The 24,009-nt window shown below is 69.7% G+C and carries 26 protein-coding genes and 1 tRNA gene; 17 read left to right on the top strand and 10 right to left on the bottom strand.

Annotated features, from left to right (window positions below):
* From KPL57_RS19130 to KPL57_RS19120, 3 genes are all read left to right on the top strand, one after another.
* Positions 1–503: enolase C-terminal domain-like protein (locus KPL57_RS19130; protein ID WP_308252931.1), on the top strand; the 503-nt coding region annotated here is incomplete at its 5' end.
* Between the two features lie 171 nt (positions 504–674).
* Positions 675–1,274: a septum formation initiator family protein gene (locus KPL57_RS19125; RefSeq protein ID WP_226352435.1), complete on the top strand. Its 600-nt coding sequence runs from the start codon at positions 675–677 to the stop codon at positions 1,272–1,274.
* 4 nt (positions 1,275–1,278) lie between these two features.
* Positions 1,279–1,803, top strand: coding sequence for a DUF501 domain-containing protein (locus tag KPL57_RS19120; protein ID WP_060713275.1), 525 nt, complete (start codon positions 1,279–1,281; stop codon positions 1,801–1,803).
* 10 nt (positions 1,804–1,813) lie between these two features.
* On the opposite strand, the gene KPL57_RS19115 is transcribed toward KPL57_RS19120, so the two are convergent.
* Complete coding sequence (locus KPL57_RS19115; RefSeq protein WP_226352436.1) at positions 1,814–3,457, bottom strand: acyl-CoA dehydrogenase family protein; 1,644 nt, start codon at positions 3,455–3,457, stop codon at positions 1,814–1,816.
* A gap of 86 nt (positions 3,458–3,543) precedes the next feature.
* Here KPL57_RS19115 and KPL57_RS19110 point away from each other — a divergent pair, with 86 nt between their 5' ends.
* Positions 3,544–4,497, top strand: a complete 954-nt coding sequence (locus tag KPL57_RS19110) for a Ppx/GppA phosphatase family protein (RefSeq protein ID WP_043280876.1) — start codon at positions 3,544–3,546, stop codon at positions 4,495–4,497.
* Entirely contained in the window at positions 4,494–5,210 is a 717-nt protein-coding gene (locus tag KPL57_RS19105; RefSeq protein WP_226352437.1) for a uracil-DNA glycosylase, read from the top strand. Before KPL57_RS19110 ends, KPL57_RS19105 begins: the two co-directional genes overlap by 4 nt.
* Positions 5,211–5,381: 171 nt before the next feature.
* Here the strand turns inward: KPL57_RS19105 and KPL57_RS19100 are convergent, their stop codons facing one another.
* Positions 5,382–6,200 carry a class I SAM-dependent methyltransferase gene (locus tag KPL57_RS19100; protein WP_226352438.1) on the bottom strand — a complete coding sequence of 273 codons (819 nt, stop codon included), beginning with the start codon at positions 6,198–6,200 and terminating at the stop codon, positions 5,382–5,384.
* 33 nt (positions 6,201–6,233) lie between these two features.
* On the opposite strand from KPL57_RS19100, the gene KPL57_RS19095 reads away from it, so the two are divergent.
* The 3 genes from KPL57_RS19095 to KPL57_RS19085 all read left to right on the top strand — a co-directional run bounded on the left by KPL57_RS19095 (position 6,234) and on the right by KPL57_RS19085 (position 7,498).
* Positions 6,234–6,306: transfer RNA gene (locus KPL57_RS19095), tRNA-Leu, on the top strand.
* Between the two features lie 214 nt (positions 6,307–6,520).
* The gene (locus KPL57_RS19090; protein ID WP_226352439.1) at positions 6,521–6,781 is read left to right on the top strand and encodes a hypothetical protein; all 261 of its coding nucleotides are present in this window, start codon (positions 6,521–6,523) and stop codon (positions 6,779–6,781) included.
* Positions 6,782–6,970: 189 nt separating this feature from the next.
* The gene (locus tag KPL57_RS19085; protein ID WP_226352440.1) at positions 6,971–7,498 is read left to right on the top strand and encodes a hypothetical protein; all 528 of its coding nucleotides are present in this window, start codon (positions 6,971–6,973) and stop codon (positions 7,496–7,498) included.
* Positions 7,499–7,583: 85 nt separating this feature from the next.
* Here KPL57_RS19085 and KPL57_RS19080 read toward each other — a convergent pair whose 3' ends face one another.
* Together KPL57_RS19080 and KPL57_RS19075 are read right to left on the bottom strand one after the other, a co-directional pair.
* The gene (locus tag KPL57_RS19080; RefSeq protein WP_226352441.1) at positions 7,584–8,297 is read right to left on the bottom strand and encodes a transposase; all 714 of its coding nucleotides are present in this window, start codon (positions 8,295–8,297) and stop codon (positions 7,584–7,586) included.
* Positions 8,298–8,904: 607 nt separating this feature from the next.
* Complete coding sequence (locus KPL57_RS19075) at positions 8,905–9,555, bottom strand: transposase (RefSeq protein WP_226351147.1); 651 nt, start codon at positions 9,553–9,555, stop codon at positions 8,905–8,907.
* 410 nt (positions 9,556–9,965) lie between these two features.
* Between KPL57_RS19075 and KPL57_RS19070 the strand changes: the two genes are divergently transcribed.
* The 3 genes from KPL57_RS19070 to KPL57_RS72315 all read left to right on the top strand — a co-directional run bounded on the left by KPL57_RS19070 (position 9,966) and on the right by KPL57_RS72315 (position 13,731).
* Positions 9,966–10,616, top strand: a complete 651-nt coding sequence (locus tag KPL57_RS19070) for a transposase (RefSeq protein ID WP_226351147.1) — start codon at positions 9,966–9,968, stop codon at positions 10,614–10,616.
* 415 nt (positions 10,617–11,031) lie between these two features.
* On the top strand, positions 11,032–12,255 hold the full coding sequence (locus tag KPL57_RS19065) for an ISAs1 family transposase (RefSeq protein ID WP_226351754.1): 1,224 nt from the start codon (positions 11,032–11,034) through the stop codon (positions 12,253–12,255).
* A gap of 1,086 nt (positions 12,256–13,341) precedes the next feature.
* Positions 13,342–13,731: a pyridoxamine 5'-phosphate oxidase family protein gene (locus KPL57_RS72315; protein ID WP_226352442.1), complete on the top strand. Its 390-nt coding sequence runs from the start codon at positions 13,342–13,344 to the stop codon at positions 13,729–13,731.
* 121 nt (positions 13,732–13,852) lie between these two features.
* On the opposite strand, the gene KPL57_RS19055 is transcribed toward KPL57_RS72315, so the two are convergent.
* On the bottom strand, positions 13,853–14,617 hold the full coding sequence (locus tag KPL57_RS19055; protein ID WP_226350834.1) for a transposase family protein: 765 nt from the start codon (positions 14,615–14,617) through the stop codon (positions 13,853–13,855).
* A gap of 135 nt (positions 14,618–14,752) precedes the next feature.
* A complete protein-coding gene (locus KPL57_RS19050; protein ID WP_226352443.1) occupies positions 14,753–15,634 on the bottom strand; it encodes a DUF2268 domain-containing protein in 882 nt (293 codons plus the stop codon).
* Positions 15,635–15,859: 225 nt separating this feature from the next.
* Between KPL57_RS19050 and KPL57_RS19045 the strand changes: the two genes are divergently transcribed.
* Positions 15,860–16,504 (top strand): VOC family protein, encoded by a 645-nt coding sequence (locus tag KPL57_RS19045; protein WP_226352444.1) that lies wholly within the window; start codon positions 15,860–15,862, stop codon positions 16,502–16,504.
* 31 nt (positions 16,505–16,535) lie between these two features.
* On the opposite strand, the gene KPL57_RS19040 is transcribed toward KPL57_RS19045, so the two are convergent.
* Positions 16,536–16,676, bottom strand: a complete 141-nt coding sequence (locus KPL57_RS19040; RefSeq protein ID WP_226352445.1) for a hypothetical protein — start codon at positions 16,674–16,676, stop codon at positions 16,536–16,538.
* 303 nt (positions 16,677–16,979) lie between these two features.
* Between KPL57_RS19040 and KPL57_RS19035 the strand changes: the two genes are divergently transcribed.
* The gene (locus KPL57_RS19035) at positions 16,980–17,708 is read left to right on the top strand and encodes a phosphotransferase (protein WP_226352446.1); all 729 of its coding nucleotides are present in this window, start codon (positions 16,980–16,982) and stop codon (positions 17,706–17,708) included.
* 197 nt (positions 17,709–17,905) lie between these two features.
* On the opposite strand, the gene KPL57_RS19030 is transcribed toward KPL57_RS19035, so the two are convergent.
* The gene (locus KPL57_RS19030; protein ID WP_308252912.1) at positions 17,906–18,556 is read right to left on the bottom strand and encodes a DinB family protein; all 651 of its coding nucleotides are present in this window, start codon (positions 18,554–18,556) and stop codon (positions 17,906–17,908) included.
* Positions 18,557–18,716: 160 nt separating this feature from the next.
* Here KPL57_RS19030 and KPL57_RS19025 point away from each other — a divergent pair, with 160 nt between their 5' ends.
* The gene (locus tag KPL57_RS19025) at positions 18,717–19,358 is read left to right on the top strand and encodes a methylenetetrahydrofolate reductase (protein ID WP_226352447.1); all 642 of its coding nucleotides are present in this window, start codon (positions 18,717–18,719) and stop codon (positions 19,356–19,358) included.
* Positions 19,359–20,091: 733 nt separating this feature from the next.
* On the opposite strand, the gene KPL57_RS19020 is transcribed toward KPL57_RS19025, so the two are convergent.
* Entirely contained in the window at positions 20,092–20,748 is a 657-nt protein-coding gene (locus KPL57_RS19020) for a methyltransferase domain-containing protein (protein WP_226352448.1), read from the bottom strand.
* A 355-nt stretch (positions 20,749–21,103) separates the two neighbouring features.
* Here KPL57_RS19020 and KPL57_RS19015 point away from each other — a divergent pair, with 355 nt between their 5' ends.
* The 3 genes from KPL57_RS19015 to KPL57_RS19005 all read left to right on the top strand — a co-directional run bounded on the left by KPL57_RS19015 (position 21,104) and on the right by KPL57_RS19005 (position 23,312).
* Complete coding sequence (locus tag KPL57_RS19015) at positions 21,104–21,742, top strand: dihydrofolate reductase family protein (RefSeq protein ID WP_226352449.1); 639 nt, start codon at positions 21,104–21,106, stop codon at positions 21,740–21,742.
* A 5-nt stretch (positions 21,743–21,747) separates the two neighbouring features.
* Positions 21,748–22,302 (top strand): dihydrofolate reductase family protein, encoded by a 555-nt coding sequence (locus KPL57_RS19010; RefSeq protein ID WP_226352450.1) that lies wholly within the window; start codon positions 21,748–21,750, stop codon positions 22,300–22,302.
* Positions 22,303–22,502: 200 nt separating this feature from the next.
* Positions 22,503–23,312: an alpha/beta fold hydrolase gene (locus KPL57_RS19005; protein WP_226352451.1), complete on the top strand. Its 810-nt coding sequence runs from the start codon at positions 22,503–22,505 to the stop codon at positions 23,310–23,312.
* A 29-nt stretch (positions 23,313–23,341) separates the two neighbouring features.
* On the opposite strand, the gene KPL57_RS19000 is transcribed toward KPL57_RS19005, so the two are convergent.
* Positions 23,342–23,875 carry a putative immunity protein gene (locus KPL57_RS19000; protein WP_308187989.1) on the bottom strand — a complete coding sequence of 178 codons (534 nt, stop codon included), beginning with the start codon at positions 23,873–23,875 and terminating at the stop codon, positions 23,342–23,344.
* Positions 23,876–24,009 lie beyond the last annotated feature (134 nt).

Raw genomic sequence — 24,009 nt, 5'->3', positions numbered from 1 at the left:
ACAAGCTGTCCGAGGTGTGGGCCGAGCTGGTGGCCGCCTACCCGCTGGTCTCGATCGAGGACCCGTTGGACGAGAACGACTGGGACGGCTGGGTCGCGCTCACCGAGTCCATCGGGGACAAGGTGCAGCTGGTCGGCGACGACCTGTTCGTCACCAACCCGGAGCGGCTCGAGGACGGCATCGCCCGCGGCGCTGCGAACGCGCTGCTGGTGAAGGTCAACCAGATCGGCACCCTGTCCGAGACCCTCGATGCGGTCACGATGGCGCACAACGCGGGCTACCGCTGCATGATGAGCCACCGTTCCGGGGAGACCGAGGACGTCACCATCGCGGACCTCGCCGTCGCGACCGGCTGCGGCCAGATCAAGACCGGCGCCCCGGCCCGGTCCGAGCGGGTGGCGAAGTACAACCAGCTGCTGCGCATCGAGGAGCTGCTCGGTGACGCCGCCCGCTACAACGGCGAGCTGGCGTTCCCGCGCTACCAGGTGCCCGGCCAGGGCTGACGCTCCGGTCGTTCCCCCGTCGGTGACGGCGGTGCCGCCCGGATCGTCTGCGGACGGTTCGGCGCGGCACCGTCACCGGTGCCCGATCGGGCGGCATGCTGGACGGGCCGCCACGCAGCGGCACCGAGCAGCACTGGCGGGTGAGGGAACCCGGTACGGACGGGAGGGTGCATGGCGGACCGTCGGGGACGTGGACGGGACGCCCGCGCCCGCACGACCGGCACGGGGCGTGGCCGGGCCGCGGCGAAGCCACGGAGCACGACCGGGCGCTCGGCGCGGGCCCCCGCGTCGACGGGCGGCTCCGGTGCGCGGTCGCGTCCGGCCGGCCCCCAGGGCGCCCGGCCGCGTCTCACCCGTGCCCGGTCCGGCGCCGGCGAGGTCGTCGCCCGCACGACCGGCCTGCTGGGCCTGTCGTCGACGAAGCGGGCCGCCATCCTGGCGATCGTGGTCTGCGCACTCGCGCTGACCGTCGCGGTGCCGCTGCACAACTTCGTCGCCCAGCGCCAGGAGCTGTCCGACGTCTCGGACCGGCAGCAGGCGCTGGAGGCCGACGTCGCGCGGCTGGCCGCCGACCGTGCCCGGCTCTCGGACCCGGCCGAGGTCGAGGCCCAGGCCCGGGCCCGGCTCGGGATGGTCGAGCCGGGGGAGACGCCCTACGTGCCGCAGTTCCCGGCCCCGCCGGCGCCGGTCGTCGAGGACGGTCAGGCCGAGCCCGGCGTGCCCTGGTTCCACACCCTGTGGAACGACGTCGTGGGCGACCCGCGACGATGAGGGCGTGAGCAGCACTCGTTCCCGTCCGCCCGGTCTGGAGCCGGGCCCGGTCGCCCAGGCCGACCTCGACGCCGTCGCCGACCAGCTCGGTCGCGCCCCGCGCGGGGTCCTCGCGGTCGCCTACCGCTGCCCCTCCGGGCACCCCGCGGTCGTGCAGACCGCCCCGCGGCTGCCCGACGGCACCCCGTTCCCGACGCTGTACTACCTGACGTGTGCCCGGCTCGCCTCGCGGATCGGGACGCTCGAGGCCGAGGGCCGGATGAAGGAGATGGAGGAACGGCTCGCCGTCGACGACGAGCTGGCCGCCGCCTACCGCCGCGCCCACGAGACCTACCTCGCCGAGCGCGACGCGATCGAACCGCTGTCCACGCACCCCGACGTCACCGCCGGGGGCATGCCGGACCGGGTGAAGTGCCTGCACGTGCACGTCGCGCACGCCCTGGCGGCCGGGTCCGGGGTGAACCCGTTCGGCGACGAGGCGCTCGAGGAGATCGGCGAGTGGTGGCGGTCCGGGCCGCCCTGCCTTTAGTTTCCCGTCTCTAGTTCCCCGGCGTCGCCCGGTCCAGCAGCACCCCGACGCTGTCCTTGCCCGGCCGGGTCCCCGCGGTGCGCAGCGGCCCGTCGGCGTCGAGCCGGGTCGCGAGGAAGACGTCCGCGACGGCCGTCGGGGCGTGGCGGACCAGCAGTGACCCCTGCAGCGCCAGCGCGGCCAGCTCCGCGAGACGGCGGGCCCGCCGTTCCTCCGGCGCGGCCAGCTCGGCGCGCAGCGCGGTGACCGTCGCGTCCAGCCGAGGATCGGACCCCGCGGCGAGGTCGATCTCGGCGAGCAGCGCCTCGACGGCGTGCGGCTCGCGGGCGATGGCACGCAGGGCGTCGAGCGCGGTGACGTTGCCCGAGCCCTCCCAGATCGAGTTCAGCGGCGCCTCGCGGTAGAGCCGGGGCAGGTCGGACTCCTCGACGTAGCCGTTGCCGCCCAGGCACTCCAGCGCCTCGACGACGACGGTCGAGGCCCGCTTGCACACCAGGTACTTCGACACGGGCAGGGCCAGGCGCAGCAGCGCCGTCTCACCCCGGTCGACGGCACCGGCCAGGCGCAGCGCCAGGACCGTCGCGGCCTCGGTCTCGGCGGCGAGTTCGGCGAGGACCTCGCGCATCAGCGGCTGGTCGGCCAGCCGGGCGCCGAAGGCAGACCGGTGCGCGACGTGGTGCGCGGCCTCGGTGACCGCGGCCCGCGCGGTCGCCGCGGAGCCGAGCACGCAGTCGAGCCGGGTCATCGAGACCATCTCGATGATCGTGCGGACGCCCCGGCCCTCGTCGCCGACCCGCCACCCGACGGCGCCGGTGTACTCGATCTCCGACGAGGCGTTGGACCGGTTGCCCAGCTTGTCCTTGAGCCGCTGGAGCCGGATCGCGTTGCGGGTGCCGTCGGGCAGGACCCGGGGCAGGACCAGGCAGGTCAGCCCGCCGGGTGCCTGGGCGAGAGTGAGGAACAGGTCGTTCATCGGGGCGCTGGTGAACCACTTGTGCCCGGTCAGGCGGTAGCTGCCGTCGGGCTGCGGGGTGGCGACCGTGGTGCCCGCGCGGACGTCGGAGCCGCCCTGCTTCTCGGTCATCGACATCCCCGCGAGCAGCCCGTCCTTGTCCGTGGGGACGGCGAGCCCGGGTGCGTAGGTCCGCGCGGTCAGGCCGGGCTCGTAGGCGGCGGCGAGCTCCGGGGCGTGGCGCAGTGCCGGCACCGACGCGTAGGTCATCGAGATCGGGCACAGGTGGCCCTGCTCCACCTGCGAGGTCAGGTAGAAGCCCGCGGCCCGGGTGACGTGCGCGCCGGTGCCGGGTGCCGCGGCCCAGGGGGTGGCGGCGAGACCGTGCTCGACGCTCGTGCGCATCAACGCGTGCCAGGACGGGTGGAAGGCGACCTCGTCGACGCGGTGCCCGGTGCGGTCGTGCGTGCGCAGCTCCGGCTCGTGGGCGTTCGCGGCGCGGGCGTGCTCGCGGTGCTCCGCGGTCCCGACGGCCGCGGCCACCGCCTCCAGCGCCGCCGCGTCCCCGCCTTCGCGCGCGAGCGCCTCGGCGACGGCCGGGTCCGCGGAGAGCAGATCGCCGTCCGAACGCGGCGGGACCTGGTTGAGGACCACGTGGGTGCCGAGGTCCGACACCGGGGCGGGGGTGTGCGTCGTCGCCATTACCGGAGGGTAACCCGGACCGGCGGCTCCACCGAGCGATCGCGACTACGGTGAGGACCGACGGTCGCCGAGAACAGGGAGTGCCGATGTCGCGGGTCGCCGCCATCGACTGCGGAACCAATTCGATCCGGCTGCTGGTCGCCGACGTCACGGAGGCGTTCGACGGCCAGAAGGAGCTGCGCGACCTGCACCGCGAGATGCGGATCGTGCGGCTCGGCAAGGGCGTCGACGCGACCGGCCGGCTCGACCCGGAGGCGCTGGAGCGGACCCGGGTGGCACTCGTCGACTACGCGGTCGCCGCCCGCCGCAAGGGCGCCGAGCGGGTCCGGATGGTCGCGACGTCGGCGACCCGGGACGCGTCGAACCGCGAGGACTTCTTCGCGATGGTCCGCGACACCCTCGGCGTCGAGGCGGAGATCATCTCCGGCGACGAGGAGGCGCGCCTGTCGTTCGTCGGAGCCGTCGGCGACCTCGACCCCGACGACGGCCCGTTCGTCGTCACCGACGTCGGCGGCGGGTCCACCGAGGTCGTCGTGGGCGAGCTGCGCGACGGGGTCGCGGTGGTGACCGCGGCGAAGTCGGTCGACATGGGGTCGGTGCGGCTGACCGAGCGCTGCCTGCCCTCCGACCCGCCGTCGGAGGCCGAGATCGACTCCGCGCGTACGGTCGCCGGTGAGGTGCTGGCCGAGGCGTTCGCGTCGGTGCCGGTCGAGACCGCGAAGACCTGGGTCGGGGTGGCCGGGACGATCACCTCGCTCTCCGGGATCGCCCAGGAGCTGCCCGCCTACGACCGCGAGCAGGTGCACGGCTCGACGCTGACCCGCGAGGACCTGCACCGGGTCGCGGACCTGCTGATCCGGTCGTCGCGGTCGGAGCGGGAGAAGCACGGTTCGCTGCACCCGGGCCGCGTCGACGTCATCGGTGCCGGATCGCTGGTCGTGCAGGCCCTCGCCGACGAGCTGCACGCGCGCGCCGGGATCGACCGGGTCGTCGTGTCCGAGCACGACATCCTCGACGGGATCGCGCGATCGATCGCATGAACCTGGCGGTCCTGGACCAGCGGATCACCGAGTGCCGGGCCTGCCCGCGGCTGGTCGAGTGGCGCGAGCAGGTGGCCCGGGAGAAGCGGGCCGCGTTCCGCGACGAGACCTACTGGGGTCGGCCGGTACCCGGCTTCGGCCCGCCCGACGCGCGGATGCTGATCGTCGGCCTGGCTCCGGCCGCGCACGGAGCGAACCGGACCGGGCGCATGTTCACCGGCGACCGCAGCGGCGACGTGCTCTACGCCGCGCTGCACGCCGTCGGGCTGGCCTCGCAGCCGACCGCCTCGCACATCGGCGACGGCCTGGAGCTGTACGGGGTCCGGATCACCGCGCCCGTGCACTGCGCGCCGCCGGCGAACAAGCCGACCCCCGCCGAACGGGACACCTGCCGCGGCTGGCTGGAGCAGGAGCTCGACCTGCTCGCCCCGACGGTCCGCTCGATCATGGTGCTCGGCGGCTTCGGGTGGCAGGCGCTGCTGCCGGTGCTCGCCGGGGCGGGGTGGACGGTCCCGCGGCCGGCCCCGAAGTTCGGGCACGGGGCGTCGGTGACGCTGGCCCCCGCCCGCCCCGACCGGGAGCCGCTTGAGCTGTTCGGCTGCTACCACGTGAGCCAGCAGAACACCTTCACCGGACGACTCACCCCGGCCATGGTGGAGCAGGTCCTGGCCGACACCGCATCTGCCGGCGGATTGACGCCGATCCGACGATAAGTCTCGTCGTCGCTGGTCAGGGGTGAGATCCGGGATGGCTCTGCTCTGCTCACCGCTACGCAGCACCCTCCCCACCGCGCCGCTGCCGTCGTCGAGATGCAGCTCAGCGGGGTTCCGGCGCGCGGCGCCACCCGCTGAGCTGCATCTCGGCGGGTGTCCCGGTACCGGGGCTCAGTCGGTGGTGAAGCGGTGCAGCCGCATCGCGTCCTGCATGGCGGGGACGTGCCCGGCCGCCGACAGCAGCGGACGCAGCCACACCCGCGGCTCGCGCAGGGACACCTCGTCGTAGATCGAGACGTCGTCGCGCTCGGTCAACGACGGGTGCCGGTGCGCGAACTCGGCGGGGTTCCACGACCACCGGAACTCGGTGCCGACCGCGCGGAACGTCGGGGTCCAGCGCGAGGCGCGCACCGTCCACGGGGCGACGGCGTCGAACGCCAGCGTGGCCGCCGGGGTGCCGGCCACGACCCGGTCGACGGTGGCGTGCACGGCCTCGGCCGGGAGGTACATGAACAGCCCCTCGGCGACGACGAGCGTCGGCAGCGCCGGGTCGACGGCGGACCACCAGTCGTCGTCGACGACGGAGCCGGAGACCTGCTCGACGTTGTCGGGGAAGTCGTAGAGCCGACGACGGACGTCCATGACCTCCGGCTGGTCGACGTCGATCCAGCGGCACGTCGACGGCACCCCGACCCGCAACGGCCTGCTGTCCAGCCCGCAGCCCAGGTGCAGGACCTGTCCGGCGGGCTCGGCGGCGAGGAACTCCCGCGTCCAGCCGTCGAGGATCGCGGCGCGACACACGATGGTCGAGACGTCGCCGGTGAACTGCCAGAGGCCGTGGACGTCGTGCTCGACGCGGTCCCAGACGGGCTCCGCCCACTGGTCGCCGAGGATCGGGCGGCGGGACCGAGCGTCCAGGCGTCGCATGTAGAGGGTCATCAGCAGGGTCGCCGCGGCGCCCCGGAGGTCGACCTTCTCGGTGCTCGGCATGAGTTCTTCCCGCCCTGGCTACGCTGTCGCGGCGCCCCCGTAGCCCAACGGCAGAGGCAGGCCCCTTAAAAGGGTCCCAGTGTCGGTTCGAGTCCGACCGGGGGCACCCCGCTTCCACGTCGAGACTACCCCTCTGACCAGCCGTTACGCTCGCCACGGCCACGATGATGTTGTCCTGCGGGAACTGGTGCCGACCGGGGTTCACCGGGTGCCTGCGCTGAAAGGGCGCTGAAAGCTCAGGCACCGGAGTCGTCCCCGAGCGCCTCTGCGATCCGCTCCCGTTCCTCGTCCTCCTCGCCTTGATCCGAGAGGATCCGGTCATGGCGGACGCAGACGCCCGACGGCTCTGGGAACAGGAGCGACCGCAGAACCTCGTCGTCGACGGCGAGCGGTTCACCGTCCGGCCACGCTCGGCCGAGCCAGGCACCTACGACTTCGCCTGGGAGACCGGACCGAACCCGGGCTATGGCTTCTCCCAATTCGGATGGCAAGGCAGACCCGCGACGACCGAGGAACTCCACGTCTGCATCCGCGACTTCCTCGGCATGGTCGACCCCGACACCGGCTACATCGAGGACTGATCTCCAACAGCGCGTCCGGCGGCCGGCTCCGCCCGAACCCGACACCGCTCGGAGATCGGGGAGTCGTGGTGGGCGGTGCTCTCGTCACAGTGCCCGAACCGGCAACCAGGGGTGAACCCACGCCGCGAGGGATCACCTCAGCGGGCGGCAGGAGGGGACAGCCGGCGAACGATCAAGAACGATGACCTCATGACCGACGGGTGGTTCGGGCCGTTGACCTACAACGACGGCGAGGCCGAAGGATCGCCGTTCCTGGAAGCAGTGCGCAGACTCGCGCCAGACAGACTCACCGGCTTGATCGAGCCCGACGCAACGGTCGTCAGCTCCTACCCTGTTGCACCGTTCGTGCTGCTCTGCCTGGACGTCGCCCTCACCGAGGACCCGGGCGAGATCACGCTCAAGGTTCTCTTCGATGGTCGTGGAGGCCTCTCGGGCACCTGGGGCGGCGATGACATCTGGGACGGCTTCGACCGGAAGCACCCCGACAACCTGCTCGTTCACGCTCGATCCTTCTCGGATGAACGGCACGCAGTGATCGCGCTCGATTGGGTCGCCGCCCAACTCAACCGACCTCTTGTCGAGAAGCAATGGGTACGGCGGGGAAAGATTGTTGCGAGAGTCTGGGCTACAGGGAGGCTTATTCAGGATGATCATGAAGCAAGGCGCTTCCCCAGGCCAGCGTCTCAACGCAGCAGTCTGTTGAGCGTCCCTGAATAAGCCTCAGGGGACACCGGGAGGCTTATTCAGGCTCCGTCAGGTAAGTGCGTAGAAGATGAGTCCGATGACTGCCGAGATCGTCGTTTTAAATGTGGCGTAGGGTCGGCGGTAGTCTGTGTGGAACTTTCCACGACTTGATATGGGCGATGACTCGCTCGATGGTGGCGCGTGTGCGGTTGAGGCTCTTGTTGAATGTTTTCTGCCAGTCGAGAAGTTCCCGGCCGGGTTGTTTTTTGAACGGGGTGAGCATGCCGCGCCCGATGTAGCCTTTATCGCCGATCGGTGGGTATGTGGCGAGGTGGTCGAGGGCGCCGGATTGGTCGAGGCAATGTAGGTCGTGTCGGGAGCCTGGGGTCGGGTCGGAGATCCACGACAGCTGCCCTTCCAGGGTGGCTGCGACCTGGACGACGACGCCGGTGGTGCGATGCTTGCCCGACCACAGACCTGGTACGGCGGTCCATGACCAGCAGGGCAGCAGGGTTCCGTCGATGATGTACTGCCGATCGGCACGAAGCTCCTCCGCAGTCGGAACTACACTCCGCAGCGCCTGCGCCAGCAACGGTGTCACCCCCGCGATCGCTCGACTGACCGTCGACTGCGACACCCCGTAGGTTTCCGCCAACTCCCACTGCACACGATTCCCGCGCAGATACGCCAACGTGATCACCACCGACCAGAACAATCCCAGAATCGGCGGCCAAGGCCGTCGCAGGCCAGTCGCGTTCCGCTGATCCTGCTCATGCACCAGAGCGGCAAGATCCTGAATCTCATCACGCCGAAAGCCAGTGGTATAGTACATACTGCGACAGCCCATTCATCTCGGATTGATTCGACAAACCAATCTTCGCGATGGACGGGCTGTCGCCCAACCCGACACGCCGGGCTAGATCGTTATTTCACGGGCCCTGAATAAGCCTCCGGGGACGTTCTCGAGGTGTCGGGTCGGCGGCGGTTCCGTGGTGAGGCGGACATCGTAAGAATCGTCCGGACAGGCGCCTCTCGCTGAGCCGGGACCGCCCTCGGTGCGGCTGCCGACCGGACGAGCGCGCTGAATACGCGCCGAAGCTCGGCTGGCGAGACGCCGAGTGCGGGCATCCAAGCAGCTCAGAGGCCATGATCGGCGGGCAAAACGGCTCCCCCCAAATGAGGAGGGGCGTCTGACTCCAGAGGGGGATCGTCAGCGATCGCGAGCCTCGCCAGGACACGTCGACGCAGCAAGAGGTACTCGTCGACGCATCGACGGAGCTCGCTGGTTGGCGGTCGTTTGAGAGCCTCTCCGCCCACAACGACCTCATGGGCGGTGAACTGTTCGCGAGTCAGGTCGACGTCCACGAGGCCAAAGCGGTTCCACCAGTGGTAGTCGACGTGCGTGCCGTCTTTGTGTACTTCGCCGACGACCAGGAGGCTTATTCATAAGCCGCAAAGAAGTAGAGGCCTACGATTGCCGCAACTGTGCTTTCGTATTTGCTGATGGGGTAGCGGTATCGGCCACCTTCTTCGCTGAGCATGCGCCATGTTTTGAGGTGCGCGATGGCGTGTTCGACGGCTGCGCGGATTCTGCCGAGGGCGGTGTTGAACTCGACTTGGCTGGGGTCGAGGTCGATACCGGGGGATCGCTTGTGCGGGACCGTGTTGATGCCCTCGACGCCGATGTAGCCGAGGTCGGCGACGGACGGGAGATCGCGCAGACGCTCCGCCAGCCCGGATGCGGCGTAGGCATGTGCGTCGTGGCGGGCGCCGTGAATCGGGACTTCGCCGACCGCGACGAGGACTCCGTCGAGGGTGGCGGCGATCTGCAGGTTCATGCCCGAGTAGCCGGCCTTGACCGAGAACAGGTCGGACACTGCGTTCCAGTCCCACGTCGGGCACACGGTGCCATCGACCAGCACTGTTCCGCCTCCGAGGACCTCCCGCGGGTCGGGCACGACGTCGGCGAGGACCTCGCCGATCACCGGGCGCAGCAGGTCCCAGCGGCGACTGACCGTGGACTGGCTGACCCCGAAGATCGCGCCCGCGAAGTCCTGGGTCACGTTCTTGCGCATCAGCGTCACCACCATGGCCACTGACCGGAACAAGCCCAACGCAACAGGCCTACCTGCAGAAACGAACTTGCCGCCGCATCGGGCGTGTACTCTCACCACCAGATCGGTGAGTTGTCTATCGTCCAACCCTGGGGCTTATTCACAAGGGAGTAATTCTGTTGATCTGCGGAAGCCGTCACCGGCGATTTTGTCTCGATACCGGCACGGCGGTGTGTCGCGCTTGAAGTGCAACAGCCCTTGCCGGTTTGTTCGGTGTTCCCAGGCATCGAACGAGGATCGGCGAAGAGCTGTTGCGATTCAAAGCTATGACAGGGTTGGACGATAGACAACTCACCGATCTGGTGGTGAGAGTACACGCCCGATGCGGCGGCAAGTTCGTTTCTGCAGGTAGGCCTGTTGCGTTGGGCTTGTTCCGGTCAGTGGCCATGGTGGTGACGCTGATGCGCAAGAACGTGACCCAGGACTTCGCGGGCGCGATCTTCGGGGTCAGCCAGTCCACGGTCAGTCGCCGCTGGGACCTGCTGCGCCCGGTGATCGGCGAGGTCCTCGCCGACGTCGTGCCCGACCCGCGGGAGGTCCTCGGAGGCGGAACAGTGCTGGTCGATGGCACCGTGTGCCCGACGTGGGACTGGAACGCAGTGTCCGACCTGTTCTCGGTCAAGGCCGGCTACTCGGGCATGAACCTGCAGATCGCCGCCACCCTCGACGGAGTCCTCGTCGCGGTCGGCGAAGTCCCGATTCACGGCGCCCGCCACGACGCACATGCCTACGCCGCATCCGGGCTGGCGGAGCGTCTGCGCGATCTCCCGTCCGTCGCCGACCTCGGCTACATCGGCGTCGAGGGCATCAACACGGTCCCGCACAAGCGATCCCCCGGTATCGACCTCGACCCCAGCCAAGTCGAGTTCAACACCGCCCTCGGCAGAATCCGCGCAGCCGTCGAACACGCCATCGCGCACCTCAAAACATGGCGCATGCTCAGCGAAGAAGGTGGCCGATACCGCTACCCCATCAGCAAATACGAAAGCACAGTTGCGGCAATCGTAGGCCTCTACTTCTTTGCGGCTTATGAATAAGCCTCCCTGTCATAGCTTTGAATCGCAACAGCTCTTCGCCGATCCTCGTTCGATGCCTGGGAACACCGAACAAACCGGCAAGGGCTGTTGCACTTCAAGCGCGACACACCGCCGTGCCGGTATCGAGACAAAATCGCCGGTGACGGCTTCCGCAGATCAACAGAATTACTCCCTTGTGAATAAGCCCCCAGGTCTCCGCCGAGCAGATCGTTGACCACCAAGGCAGTGACGCCGCACTGATCGCGAGAGGGATTGCTGGGGTCCCATTCAGCCTCAGGGCCCCGGCAAAGTCGTGATGGGTGGGTCCTGAGCTGCGGTGATGTGGGGGGTGGGGGTGGGTGCGGACACAGGCTTGGCGTGATCATGAGGGTGTCGAATCCTTGCTCACGTCAGGAAGCCTGTGTCCGCAGTGTCAGTGTCTCCGATCGTTGCTGCTCTGGAAGGCCTGGAGGTCGGTCCTGACGCGGGGAGAGCCGCGCCGGTCGGTGAGGCGGCGGGGTTGTCGCTGGTGGAGGCCCTGTCGCGAGTGCCGGACCCGCGGAAACCACGCGGTGTCCGCCACGGTGTCCTCGCGGTGTTGCTACTGGGGGCGTGCGCGGTGTTGGCGGGGGCCCGGTCGTTCACCGCGATCGCCGAGTACGCCCATGACGTCGGCCGCGCCGTGCTGGACGTGCTCGGGGTGGGCGCGGTCGCTCCGCACGAGTCGACCATCCGCCGGGTCCTGCAACGGGTCGACGCCTCGGCGCTGGAGGCGGCGTTGCAGTCCTGGGTGTTGCCCCAGCTCAGCGCCCAGCCGGCGGCGGAGGGCACACCCCGGCGAGAACAGCGCCGCGTGCTGGCCTTGGACGGCAAGACCCTGCGCGGCGCCCGCGTCCGTGCCGCCGACGGCAGGGTCTGGCTCCCGCATCTGGTGTCGGTGCTCGACCAGACCAGCGGTGGCGTGCTCGGCCAGGTTCAGGTCGCAGAGAAAGGCAGCGAGATCACCGCGTTCACCGCGCTGCTCGACCCCCTCGACCTCGACGATGTACTGGTCACCGCGGACGCTCTGCACACCCAGCGAGCCCACGCCGACTACCTACACCGCCGCGGCGGGCACTACCTGATGACGATCAAAGCGAACCAGCCCACGCTGCTGGCACGGGTACGGGCGCTGCCCTGGACCCAGATCGGCGTCGCTGATCGTCAACGCGGGCGTGGGCACGGCCGCGTCGAGACCCGCACGATCAGCGTGGTCAGCCTGCACCCCTGTCCCGACCTGGGCGCAGAGTTCTTCCCCCACGCATCCCAGGCGATCAAGCTGGTGCGCCGGCGTCGCCCACTGCGGCCTGGCGGGAAGTGGAGAACCGAGACCGCCTACGCGATCACCAGCCTGACCAGCACCGACGCCGATCCAGGACTGCTCGCCCGCTGGATCCGTGGGCACTGGTCGATCGAGAATCGCCTGCACTGGGTCCGTGATGTCTGCTTCGACGAAGACCGCGCCACCGCCCACACCGGTCACGCCCCGCAGGTCATGTCGGCGTTGCGGAACCTCGCGATCACCGCGCTACGCCTGCACGGCGTCAGCAACATCGCCGCAGCACTCCGCCACCACGCCCGCGACCCCCATCGACCACTGACCACCTACAAGATCATCTAGCGACTTTGCCGGGGCCCTGCATTCAGCCTGACACTCGGGAGGCCGCGTCTCGTCGCACCAGCTCTCACGTACCGCGCGCTCGACGTCGGCAAGGGTGTAGGTGGGCATGAGGCGAACGTGCCACGAAGCACCGACAACTTGGCCGACAAGCCCCGGACTCCGCCAGACCCGGTACCGCTCGATGACCGGGGGAGAGTGCGGTGGAGCTGGTGAACTCCTCGCGGCGCGCCGAGACGGCAGCCGGTCTGGCAGGGACGAGCCCACGTCGCGAGAAGATCCCAGCGGGACCGGACGTGGAGAAAGCGGTCAGGACGGCAGCAGGACGAGACCGTCGTGTCCGGCGACGTCGGCGAAGTCTCTGGTGTTCAGCGTCGCGAGCGGGACGTCGTTCGCGATGCAGGTGGCGGCGATCCATGAGTCGTCGCCGGGCGTGCGCGTCCGCGGAGCCGCGCGGCAGCGTTGATCCGCTCCCGGACCGGGAGACCGTCTCGTGGGAGTCCAAGACGACGACGTGGGCGAGCCAGTCGTCGAGCTGGTCGTGGGTCCGGCTACCCCAGCGTCGGATCTCGGCCCGCTGCCACAGCTTGGCGCCGGTCACGAAGGTGACGCACCACGTGGCCCCGATCAGCTTGGTGTCCACTGGTCCGGCGAGCCGGTTCTTGATGGCTCGGGAGGCGACGTCGGTGCCCAGAACGACGGGCCGCATCGGTTACCCGAGCCCCGTTTGTCGGTCGGTGTGGACGAAGGTGAGGAACTCGTCGAGGTCGTCGTCGGAGGCGAACACGTCGCGGGCCATGTCATCGAGGGACTCAACGGGGTGCACGCCTTGCGTCGGGCCAGCTCCTCGATCGAGACGCCGGGGATGGACGGGGCGCCGGCGTGTCTTCGTCTGCGCTGTCGGGCGACATGATCGCCTCCTCTTGCGCTCGGGACCGAGTCCCGCATCCTTCTCGGTCGAGCAGGTGTTGCGACCCGATGCGGACGATACTCGGACGTGGATGGCACACGGACAACGAAATCGCAGTTCAGGGGGATTTTCGTCAGCGGACTGTGAATCCGTCGGCCCGGTAACGGAATACTCGTCCGATGGATGACATCGACGCGTTGGTGCGACGTCGACTGCGCGACGCTGAGATTGCGTGGCTGACGACTGTGCGCTCCGATCGGACCCCTCATGTCACCCCGGTCTGGTTCATCTTCGACGGCGGAGTCTGGTGGATCGGTTGCCGCGCAGGGTCGGCCAAAGCCCGGAACTGCCGGGTGCACTCGGCCGTCGCGGTGGCCCTCGACGGCGGTCGCGCTCCTGTCGTGGCTGAGGGCGACGCATCCGTCGTGGCCGCGGAGTTCCCTCCTGAGGTCGTCGCGATGTTCGGTGAGAAGTACCGATGGGATGTAGAGGCGGATGACGGCTCAGGTCCTCGCGCTCTCATCAAGGTGACGACCACTCGGTGGCTTTTATGGGGGACGGCTCAGTAGGGCTGCACCGAATACGCGTCGAAGCCTCGATCGACTAATGCCCAGGTACCAGCGGGCGCGCGGTTCCCCTTAGAAGGGTCCCGGAAGGAAAGCGTGAACGAGGAGGCTTATTCAGGCTCCGTCAGGTAAGTGCGTAGAAGATGAGTCCGATGACTGCCGAGATCGTCGTTTTAAATGTGGCGTAGGGTCGGCGGTAGTCTGTGTGGAGAACTTTCCACGACTTGATATGGGCGATGACTCGCTCGATGGTGGCGCGTGTGCGGTTGAGGCTCTTGTTGAATGTTTTCTGCCAGTCGAGAAGTTCCCGGCCGGGTTGTTTTTTGAACGGGGTGAGCATGCCGCGCCCGATGTAGCCTTTATCGCCGATCGGTGGGTATGTGGCGAGGTGGTCGAGGGCGCCGGATTGGTCGAGGCAATGTAGGTCGTGTCGGGAGCCTGGGGTCGGGTCGGAGATCCACGACAGCTGCCCTTCCAGGGTGGCTGCGACCTGGACGACGACGCCGGTGGTGCGATGCTTGCCCGACCACAGACCTGGTACGGCGGTCCATGACCAGCAGGGCAGCAGGGTTCCGTCGATGATGTACTGCCGATCGGCACGAAGCTCCTCCGCAGTCGGAACTACACTCCGCAGCGCCTGCGCCAGCAACGGTGTCACCCCCGCGATCGCTCGACTGACCGTCGACTGCGACACCCCGTAGGTTTCCGCCAACTCCCACTGCACACGATTCCCGCGCAGATACGCCAACGTGATCACCACCGACCAGAACAATCCCAGAATCGGCGGCCAAGGCCGTCGCAGGCCAGTCGCGTTCCGCTGATCCTGCTCATGCACCAGAGCGGCAAGATCCTGAATCTCATCACGCCGAAAGCCAGTGGTATAGTACATACTGCGACAGCCCATTCATCTCGGATTGATTCGACAAACCAATCTTCGCGATGGACGGGCTGTCGCCCAACCCGACACGCCGGGCTAGATCGTTATTTCACGGGCCCTGAATAAGCCTCGAGAGGCTTCAGATTCCTACAGCGCGCCCGTTGCTGCGATGACGTCCGCAGCCGGTGTCACCAGGCATTCCGACGCCGCTCGACCGGTCTGCGCGAGATAGGCGTCCACGAGCTTGTTCCCAGCTGCGTAGCCTGCACCCGTCGGAAGCCCGACCGGCTCACCGCCGAATCTCTTTGCGTGCGCATCCCCGAGCACCCAGGCAGTGAAGTTCTGCATCCCGGTGACATCGAGCCCGGTGAGAACTCGACCGATCGCCTCATCGTCGTCAAGCGCGGCCACCCCGATCCGGGTCCGGCCGTGTTCCTCGCCGTAGAGCTCGCGTGCGAAGGCGTCCGCCAGGCCCTCGGAGACCACGTACTCGCCGACGGTGACCGTGGCCGGGTCCCACACGACGTTGCCGGGTGCGTACCGGACATTGTGGTGCAACTCGTGCACGGCGGTGGCCTCCAGGCGGGCCAGGTTCTCCAGTGACGGCCAGACGTTGAGGTAGATGTAGCCGGGTACCGAACCGTTCGCGTTCATCCCCAAGCTGGTGGTCTGGAAGAACTCGTTAGTCGGGTCGCCCACGACCAGGAGCACCGTCGCGTCGGGAACCTGGACCCCGGGGTTGGCCCGCTCCAGAACCTTGGTCGCCTCTCGCAGGGCCTCGCCGATCCGCTCCCAGGCCCGTGCTTCCTCCAGCCGTCGAAGCCCTTCCAGGGAAAGGTCGATATCGCGGTCAAGGGGGAAGCCGGAGCCCATCGTGTGCATGTGAACCAGATCGGGCTTCCCGGGGAAATAGCTGTACATCCCGGCCGCCGGTTCCAGCGCCCTACGCAGCAGCTCGGCTCTGTCCGGCTCGGCCGCCTGCAGGATCTCCCGCATCGCCGGCCCGGTGTTCAGCACAGTGAAAGTCATGGGCCCGACCCTGCTGTCTCCAGTGGGTGGAGGTGCAAATGAGATCACCAGCAGACCGGACGTATGGGGGAGGAACCTCTTTTCGGCACAGCTCACGGGCGATACGCGGCCGCGGGTGGGGTACTGGCTGCCTCGCAGGTCAGAGCCGGTCTGGCAGCTCTCTGTAGAACCGCCACCCGCTTGCGCGCGTGGCACGTACGCGACTCGGTCGCCTACCGTTGACCTGTGGAAGAGGTGGCTGCCCGTCTCGGTGTTCGTGAGGTCGACCTGACGGACTGGCGGTGGCTGCTGGGAGCGCTGCACGCCCGCTTCGACACTCGTTCGTTCGGCGCCGGGGCAGCGTTCATCGATGCGGTTGCGCAGGCCGCCGGTGCGGACGATGACCATCTCAATGTGGACCTGCGTGTCGGACACGTCCGAATCGCGCTGCGCACGACCGACGTGGGTGGGGTCACCCAGCAGGACGTCCTCCTGGCCGAGTCGATCAGTCTCCTCGCTCGTGACCGGTGTCTGGTAGCGCGCCCACAGCGTGTGCAGGTGGTGGAGTTGGCTTTGGACACTCCCGTCGCCGACTCGGTGCGACCGTTCTGGGCCGCGGTTCTTTCCAGGCGCGACGGGGGAGGTGACGTTGTCGATCCCGCCCAGGAGTTCCCGTCGTTGTGGTTCCAGGCAACGGACTCGCCTGCCCGCGATCGGCAGCGCTTCCATCTCGACGTCACCGTCCCTCCGGAGGTCGCCGAGGAGCGGATCGCTGCGGCGATGGCGGCGGGTGGACGCATTGTCGACGACGGTCGTTCTCCGGCCTTCGTCGTGCTCGCAGATCCCGACGACAACGCTGTCTGCATCTGTACCGAAATGGGCCGAGAGTGAGCCTTCCCGATGGAGCTCCCGTCGCCGACGTTCATTGCCCATCGAGCTCGGCGAGCTGAGCGGCAGCGCCCTCGACAGCCCATGGACGCTCGTTCTCGTCGACCAGGCGCAGCGTCGGGGTCGGGTCATCGAAGATCTCCAGGATCGAGCTGAGTACCTCGTCGACGATCAACTCGGGGTGCCGTGGTCTCGGTCGAGAACGTGCCGAGGGGACCCTCGATGACCGCGATCCAGCGAGTCGGTTCGATCGGGAAGACCTCGATGTCGTACGCGGTTACGAGATAAGAGCTTGCCTGGCCACGGTCGCGATGAACAAGCACGGCTCCGCCCGGACTCGACACCGCTTGGAAACCCGAGGTGCACCGCTTCCAGTGACGACGCCCGTCTCGGGCACCGGCGCCGTCGTCGAGCGCTCCGGCAGCCAAGGGCCGGTCGTGAGGGGGCATGTTCTCCTGCTGTCCGGCAGGCTGGCGCCGTGATCGACCTCAGCCCGTGGCCCGGTCTCAGCGTGACTGCACCACTCGGTGGTGGCCATCGGAACGATGTCTACGAGGTGCGCGGTCGGGACCGCCTGGTCGCGCGGCGCACCAGGCGAACAGCGCCGGCCCTGGACTGGGAACTCGATCTACTGGAGTTCCTGGAACACCACGGGTTCGTCGTGCCGCACACCGTCCCCACAGCGGACGGCCGACGCTCGGCGGGCGGCGTGATAGTGCAAACCTGGCTGCACGGGCGGGAGCCCCTGGACGGTGACTGGGCCCTTGTCGCTTCCGAGCTGGAGCGGCTGCACCGACTGACTGCGGGGTGGGCGAACCAGCGCCCCGGCTTCCGGTCGACCCGGGAACTCCAGCTAGAGTCACGCGGAGGAGACGTCGACCTTGAGGCCATGCCCGATCACGCCGTCCACCTCTGCCGGCAGGCCTGGGTAGCACTCTCGGCCGGCCCGGACTGCGTCATCCACGGGGACCCCGGCCCCGGCAACGTCCGGATGACTGGCGGCCGTGTCGGCTTCCTCGACTGGGACGAATCGCGGGTCGATCACCCCGACCTCGACCTGGCCGAGATCCCCGGAGGGCCACTGCGAGGTCACCGTGCCGCCATCGCGAGCAACGCGATCGACGCGTGGGAGGCTGCCTGCGGATGGGCCAGTGAACCCGCCTACGCCCGCCGACGCCTCGATCGACTTCGTCAGAAGCTCAGCTAGACCTCCTGGATCCGTCGCGATCCGACGAATCCGGGACAGAAGCGACGCGACGAGGGCCGGAATCGATCGTCAGCGACCCCGATCACGCTGACGGACATTCCCAGCCCGAACCGGGCTCGACGTTCTGTTGCCATCACCTCGCTGCGATCCGCGGGTTTGGCGGGGGTTGCCAACTTCTCGAGGCTGGACGGCGACCACTACCGCGAAGCCTGCCGCGCCGCCGACTCGATCCGGCTGACGTACTGCTCCCACCACACACGGTCCCCGGGAGGCAGCGACGACGAACCTTCCTGATGCCCGGTCGCGCCGTCGAAGCCCTCACGGATGACGTCCGCCTGGCCCGCATGACGGTTGGTCTCCGCGATCATCCGGATGAGGATGTGGTGGAGCGTCACGGTTGCCAGGTCCTCGGGCCAGTGAAGGACACGCCCCGTGTCGTCCAGCGACAGCTCGGTGACGACGTCGTTCGAGTGCGCACAGACGCGGCGGTAGCGCTCGACCAGGTCTGCCCGGTCCTCGTCCGCCCGGGCCCACATGTCCTCGTTCTCCCACGGGGCGAAGGTGTCGAGGTAGGCGAGGTCCCTGGTCGGGCGGTCGAAGGTCTGGGCGAAGTAGGTCAGCTCGCAGCTGGTCAGGTGCTTCACCAGACCGAGAAGATTGGTGCCGGTGTCGGTCGCCGGCCGGCGAGCGGTGTACTCGTCGAGCCCGTCGACCTTCCACACGACGGCATTGCGCGCCTCGTCGAGGTAGCGGACCAGATCGTCCTTCGGGCTGCTCATGCTCGGGATGCTGACAGGGGCCACCGACAGCTTGGCCCGCTGTGCCTCGACCCGGCCGGTTCCGGCCACAGGGTCTCTACCCTCGGACCGTGACCGACGGATTCCGCATCATCTGCGAGATCGAGCCGCCGACCAGGCCCGACCTGACGCACGCCCGCCACCAGATCGGCGTCCTGACTCCGGTGTCGGATGCGTTCCTGATCCCCGACAACCACATCGGACGGGCACGGTGTCCAGCATCGCGGTGGCCAACGAGGTCCGGGCGATGGGCGGGGCCAGCATCGCCTGCGTGAACTCCCGTGACCGCAACCTGTTGGGCTTCCGCCGGGATCTCCTGACCGCCGCCGCCTACGGCGTGGACCAGTTCCTGTTCGTCCAGGGGGACAAGCCGTCGGTCGGAGATCGCACCGGCGAGCTGACCGTGCGGACCATGATCGAGGAAGCGCGTGCGGCGACCGGTCAGGATGCGTTCGCGGGGGTCGCGCCCTTCCGCCTCGGCGTGACGGCCGGCCACCGTCGTCGGATGGCGGCCTGGAAGCAGACGGCCGACTTCGTGTTCGTCCAGGTCGGCTACTCGGTGGAGGCGTTCCTGCGGTGGCGCGAGGCCAACCCGACGGACCTGCCCGTCTACGCCGGTGTGATGGTCCTCGCGAGCGCCGGAATGGCGACCAGGCTGCGGGCGTCGATCCCGGACATCGACATTCCCGACGAGCTCGTCCACCGGGTCTCGGACGAGCAGGCCGCGGGGGTCGACGCGGCGTGTGAGCAGATCCGGGCCCTGCGCGACACGGGAGCCTTCGCCGGGGTGCATCTCGTCCCGGTCAGCCGGTTCCGTGAGGTGGCCGCCCGCCTGGAGCGCGAGCGACGGTGACCGGCCGAGCGTGACGAAGCCCCGTGAGTCGGGCTGTTCCTCGCGCACGGTCTGGCCGTCCAGGAACGGCTGCTGGCCGAGCGTGCTGCCGACCGGGCCGGACCAGTTCCCCGGCTGGACCGCGGACACCCGAAGCGGCGGGTCGTGTAGATCCGCACACCACACGGGGTGCTGCTCGGGGATCGTCAGGCTGAATCCGTCGTTGGTCAGGTGGTAGATCGCCGCGGCGGCCGCCCGGCCTGCGGCGTCGCCACGCGGTGGCTGCGCCACGCCGGCCCCGGTCACCACGACGAGCGTGTCCCGAGCGCCCCGGCCGCGATCCACGCCGGGGGACCGGTCGGTGCCTGCTGTCGCGATACTCCGGGGATGGACGAGCTGGATGCGACGGCCCGACGTCCCCGACGCGCGGTTTCCCGGCCGGCGTCGTCGCGTTGTTCGACCGGAGGTACGAGTGGGACGTCGAGGTCGACGACGGCACAGGACCTCGTGCCCTCTTCGAGGTGACCATCACCCGGTGGCTGTACCGGGGACCGCCCGGTAGCAGTACGTCGCAGCGTCGCTCGGATGTGAGCTCCGGAGCGGCCCGGCTTGTACGTGACCGCGTCGGCGATGTCCTGCTCCGGTCGGCGACGCCGGCCCAGGACGGACAGGTCGGTGTCACCCCGGCGGTCCGGTAGGCCGGTCGGGCTCGGGCGCCGGGACACAGAAGCGTCGGCAGGGCCCGGCTGCCCGCTCAGCGGGACGAGACGACGAGCCGGTAGCCCACGTCGAGGTGCTCCAGCCCGTCGAGGTCGGTGTGGCGTTCCTGCCACCGTCCCGTGTCGAGGTTGTCGGCGAGTCGGGCCATCGCGGGCCCGACGACGTCGAGGGGGAGGCCGGCAAGTCCCGAGGCCGCTGCGCGGACTGCAGGGTCGAGGTACGCGCGCGGACGCTTCCAGTGCGCGGCGAGCAGACCGTCGACGCAGTCGGCGGGCACCGGGACGGGAACGATCTCGATCGTGGTGCCGTGCCGCCGGAGAAGCCGGGTGACCGTGTCCAGGCAGGCCAGGTGCCGTTCCCGGTGACCGATCTCGGGGAGGTACTCCGCCACCAGCCAGAAGGTGCGTGCGAACAGCACCGGGTCCCAGGTCAGGACGACCTGCCGCCGCGCGATGCGGACGAGCTCGGCGACGCCTGCCGCCGGGTCCCGCCAGTGGTGGGTGGTGAGTACCGCCAGCGCCGCGTCGGCCGCGTCGTCCCGGAGGGGCAGGGCCTCGGCCGCCGCGAGCACCGCGGTCGCGGCGCCGGCGGGTCGCTGGGCGAGCATCGTGGCGGACGGGTCGATCGCCAGCACGGTGCCGGGTTGCTCGTAGGAACCGGCGCCCGACGTCGACGACACGACCGCACCCACGCAACGCCTCCCGGATACGGCGGTCGATGTGCGGGTCGGTGCGACGCTGCAGGGAGTAGCCGGTCCCGAGATTGGCGTAGGGGTCCGTGCTCATCGCCGACCGCCTCCCGTGTGATCGGGTCCAGCATCGCGCTGACGGCGTCGACGGGGAAGGGGCGCGTCATCCGGTCGCCGCCGTGCATGGTCGTGCCCAGGACGTTCGCGATGTCGCCAGTGTGGATCCGGCACTCGGCGGTCCGCGTCGTCGCGAGGGTTCGGGAGGGCGACGCCGGCAGGCAGCCGGACCCGCGTCGCCCGATGAGTTCCGCCGCCCCCGCCGGTCGACCATCTGAGCCACGTCCACCGAGGAGCCCCCATGTCCCGCACCCGGGTGCACAACCTGTTCGTCTCCCTCGACGGCTACGCCGCCGGCCACCACGTGAGCCTCGACGCCCCGATCGGCGACGCCGGGGCGCTCTTCGCCGGCTTCGACGGGCGGTTCATCCACGGGATCGGCGGTGTGGACGCCCCCGTCACCCTGGACCGCGCCCTGACCAGCACGTGGGCCCAGGGGATCGGCGCCGAGATCATGGGGCGGCGCAAGTTCGGCCCGCAGACCGGCCCCTGGACCGACGACGGCTGGCAGGGCTGGTGGGACGACGAGCCCCCGTTCCACACCCCGGTGTTCGTGATGACCCACCATCCGCGGCCGTCGATCGAGTTCGTGAACGGCACGAGCTTCCACTTCGTCGACGGGTCTGCGCAGGAGGTGCTGACGGTCGCGCGTGCGGCCGCGGGCGAGCTGGACGTCCGGCTCGGCGGGGGACCCTCGACGATCCGGCAGTTCCTCGACGCCGACCTGGTCGACGTCATGCACGTGGTGATCCTGCCGATCGTCCTCGGCCGTGGGGTGTCCCCGTGGGAGGGGCTGATCGGTGTCGAGGACCGGTTCACCGTCGAGTCGGTCGCCTCGCCGAGCGGGCGCATCCACCAGTTCTGGAACCGGAAGGGCTGACACCCATGGGCCTGGTCACCTACTCCATGAGCATGTCCCTCGACGGCTTCGTCGAGGACCCCATGGGCAGCATCGCCTTCGGCGACCCCGACGAGGAGGTGCACCGCCTGTCCAACGACCAGACCCGCGCGACGTCGGTGTTCCTGTTCGGCCGTGGGCTCTACGAGATCATGGAGGACTTCTGGACCGCCCCCGAGCGGGCCGACGGGCATCCGGTGGAGGCGGAGTTCGCCCAGCTCTACACCGCCATCCCGCGGGTCGTGTTCTCCGACTCGCTGACCTCGGTCGCGCCCGGGTGCCGCCTCGTCCGCCGAGCCGGCGCGCTGGACGAGGTGTCCCGGCTGAAGGCGGAGAGCGACGGCGAGCTGGCCGTCGGCGGGCCGGGGCTGGCGGCGTCGTTGCTGGACCTGATCGACGAGTTCCGCCCGCGGGTGGTGCCGGTCGTCCTCGGCGGCGGGAAGCCGTTCCTCCCGCCCGGTGCGGACCTGCGGCTGCGGCTGGTCGAGCAACGCGTGTTCGACGGCGGGACCGTGCACCTGCGCTACGAGCGCGTCCGCTGACCCCGGTCGGCGCGCGACCCCGGGCGTGGTCGCCGGGCGGCCGGACGCCGTCGCGCGGATCCGGCTCGTGGCGATCGCCGACCGGATGCCCTGATCCGGACGCCGGAGATCCGCACTCGGACCTGTCGTCGACAGATACGCGACGCCACGTCGGTTGTCTGTAGTGTTTCCGCGGCGGATGGACGACGGAGGGCGCGACGATGCGGATCCCGGTGCACGGCACGACCCTGGCCTGCGACGAGTACGGCAGCGGCGCGCCACTCGTGCTCGTGCACGGGACAGGGGCGCAGGCGTCGTCCTGGGGCGGGACGGTGCACGACCTCGCCGCGGGCGGCCACCGGGTCCTCGCCTACGACCGTCGCGGTTACGGCCGCTCGACCCACCCGCCGGTGCGCGACTACCGCGTCCACGTCGCCGACCTGGCCGCGGTGATCGAGCACGTCGGCGCGCCCGTGCACGTGCTCGGCTGGAGCTCCGGTGGCAACACCGCGCTCGCCTGTGCCGTGGAGCGGCCCGAGCTGTTCCGGTCGCTGGTGGTCGCCGAGGCGCCATGGCACGGGCTGCGCGGGGCGACGCCGTCGCTGCTCGCGGCGCTCGCCCGCGCGAAGGTCGACCAGGCCCGCGGACGTCGACCGGAGGCGGCGGCGGCCTTCTTCCGCTGGGCGGCGGGCTGGGCCGACGGCGGCAACGGCTTCGACCCGCTCCCGCCCGAGGCGAAGGGGGAGCTGTACGCGAACGCGCCGAGCGTCCTCGCCGAGCTGGGCGTCCACCCCTACGGGCTGATGATGGAGCACGTCCCGACCGCACGGCTCGCCCGGATCCCGGTCCCGGTGACCTGGTTGCTCGGCGGGCGGAGCATCGGGTGGTACGCCGCCCTGCACCGGCGCGTCGCCGCGGTCGTCCCCGGACTGCAGACCGAGATCGTCGACGGCGCCGGGCACCTTCTGCACATCGAGCAGCCGGAGGCGTTCGCGAAGGCGGTGCTCGCGGGGGTGGCCCGCGGGGCGTGATCGTCAGGCGTCGCCGTGGGGCCCCGGACTCATCGGTCGCGCAGCGCGTCGTCCAGTGCGGTCGTCAGCGCGGCGACCCGGCTGCGACCGGGAGCCGCGCGCGGGTAGCGGCGCAGGACGTCGACCAGCTCCGGGGTGGCGCGCCGCCGGGCCCGGTCGAGCTGCGCATCCCCGCTGCGGGGAGCGTCGCCGTCGGCCAGCTCGACGGCGTGGGCGGCGTGCGCGGCCGCCCGCAGGATGTGGCCGACCTGGGTGGCCTTCGCCAGTGGGTGCAGGTAGGCGGACGCGGCGGCGTCGGCGGCGGCCAGCGCGGCGTGCCTGCCGGCCGGGGTGCGGGCGTCCTTCGCCGCCCGCGCCGCGTCGACGGCGGTCACCCGCTGCAGCCGGGACCGCTCGGCGCCGTCGACGAAGGCCCGTGCCGCGTCGAGCGCCGCGCGGGGGCGGGTGTCGTCCGGGGCGTCGAACAGGGGCAGGACCTCGGCGGCGCACTCCGCGGCGAACCGGGTCACGACCCGCAGGTCGGCCATGGTGAGGGCGACGTCCCCCGGTCCGATCCGTGCCACCCCGGCACCTTCCCGCAGCGGGCGCGTCTGCGCCAGGACTGCCTGCGCACCCGGCGGCGGCCCGTCGCCGGCGCGTGCCCGTTCAGACCGGCCGGTACCGGTAACGCCCAGGTACACGCAGTACCCGACGATCC

Source organism: Pseudonocardia sp. ICBG601 (assembly GCF_020496245.1).
The sequence above is the reverse complement of the archived record's forward strand: the minus strand, read 5'-3'. Positions and strand labels throughout refer to the sequence as shown.

Bases quoted from the DNA above. Each gene is read 5' to 3' on its own strand.
- KPL57_RS19125 (WP_226352435.1), top strand. From the start codon at position 675: ATGGCGGACCGTCGGGGACGTGGACGGGACGCCCGCGCCCGCACGACC.
- KPL57_RS19115 (WP_226352436.1), bottom strand. From the start codon at position 3,457: ATGGCGACGACGCACACCCCCGCCCCGGTGTCGGACCTCGGCACCCAC.
- KPL57_RS19110 (WP_043280876.1), top strand. From the start codon at position 3,544: ATGTCGCGGGTCGCCGCCATCGACTGCGGAACCAATTCGATCCGGCTG.
- KPL57_RS19105 (WP_226352437.1), top strand. From the start codon at position 4,494: ATGAACCTGGCGGTCCTGGACCAGCGGATCACCGAGTGCCGGGCCTGC.
- KPL57_RS19100 (WP_226352438.1), bottom strand. From the start codon at position 6,200: ATGCCGAGCACCGAGAAGGTCGACCTCCGGGGCGCCGCGGCGACCCTG.
- KPL57_RS19090 (WP_226352439.1), top strand. From the start codon at position 6,521: ATGGCGGACGCAGACGCCCGACGGCTCTGGGAACAGGAGCGACCGCAG.
- KPL57_RS19085 (WP_226352440.1), top strand. From the start codon at position 6,971: ATGACCGACGGGTGGTTCGGGCCGTTGACCTACAACGACGGCGAGGCC.
- KPL57_RS19080 (WP_226352441.1), bottom strand. From the start codon at position 8,297: ATGTACTATACCACTGGCTTTCGGCGTGATGAGATTCAGGATCTTGCC.
- KPL57_RS19075 (WP_226351147.1), bottom strand. From the start codon at position 9,555: ATGGTGGTGACGCTGATGCGCAAGAACGTGACCCAGGACTTCGCGGGC.
- KPL57_RS19070 (WP_226351147.1), top strand. From the start codon at position 9,966: ATGGTGGTGACGCTGATGCGCAAGAACGTGACCCAGGACTTCGCGGGC.
- KPL57_RS72315 (WP_226352442.1), top strand. From the start codon at position 13,342: ATGGATGACATCGACGCGTTGGTGCGACGTCGACTGCGCGACGCTGAG.
- KPL57_RS19055 (WP_226350834.1), bottom strand. From the start codon at position 14,617: ATGTACTATACCACTGGCTTTCGGCGTGATGAGATTCAGGATCTTGCC.
- KPL57_RS19050 (WP_226352443.1), bottom strand. From the start codon at position 15,634: ATGACTTTCACTGTGCTGAACACCGGGCCGGCGATGCGGGAGATCCTG.
- KPL57_RS19015 (WP_226352449.1), top strand. From the start codon at position 21,104: ATGTCCCGCACCCGGGTGCACAACCTGTTCGTCTCCCTCGACGGCTAC.
- KPL57_RS19010 (WP_226352450.1), top strand. From the start codon at position 21,748: ATGGGCCTGGTCACCTACTCCATGAGCATGTCCCTCGACGGCTTCGTC.
- KPL57_RS19005 (WP_226352451.1), top strand. From the start codon at position 22,503: ATGCGGATCCCGGTGCACGGCACGACCCTGGCCTGCGACGAGTACGGC.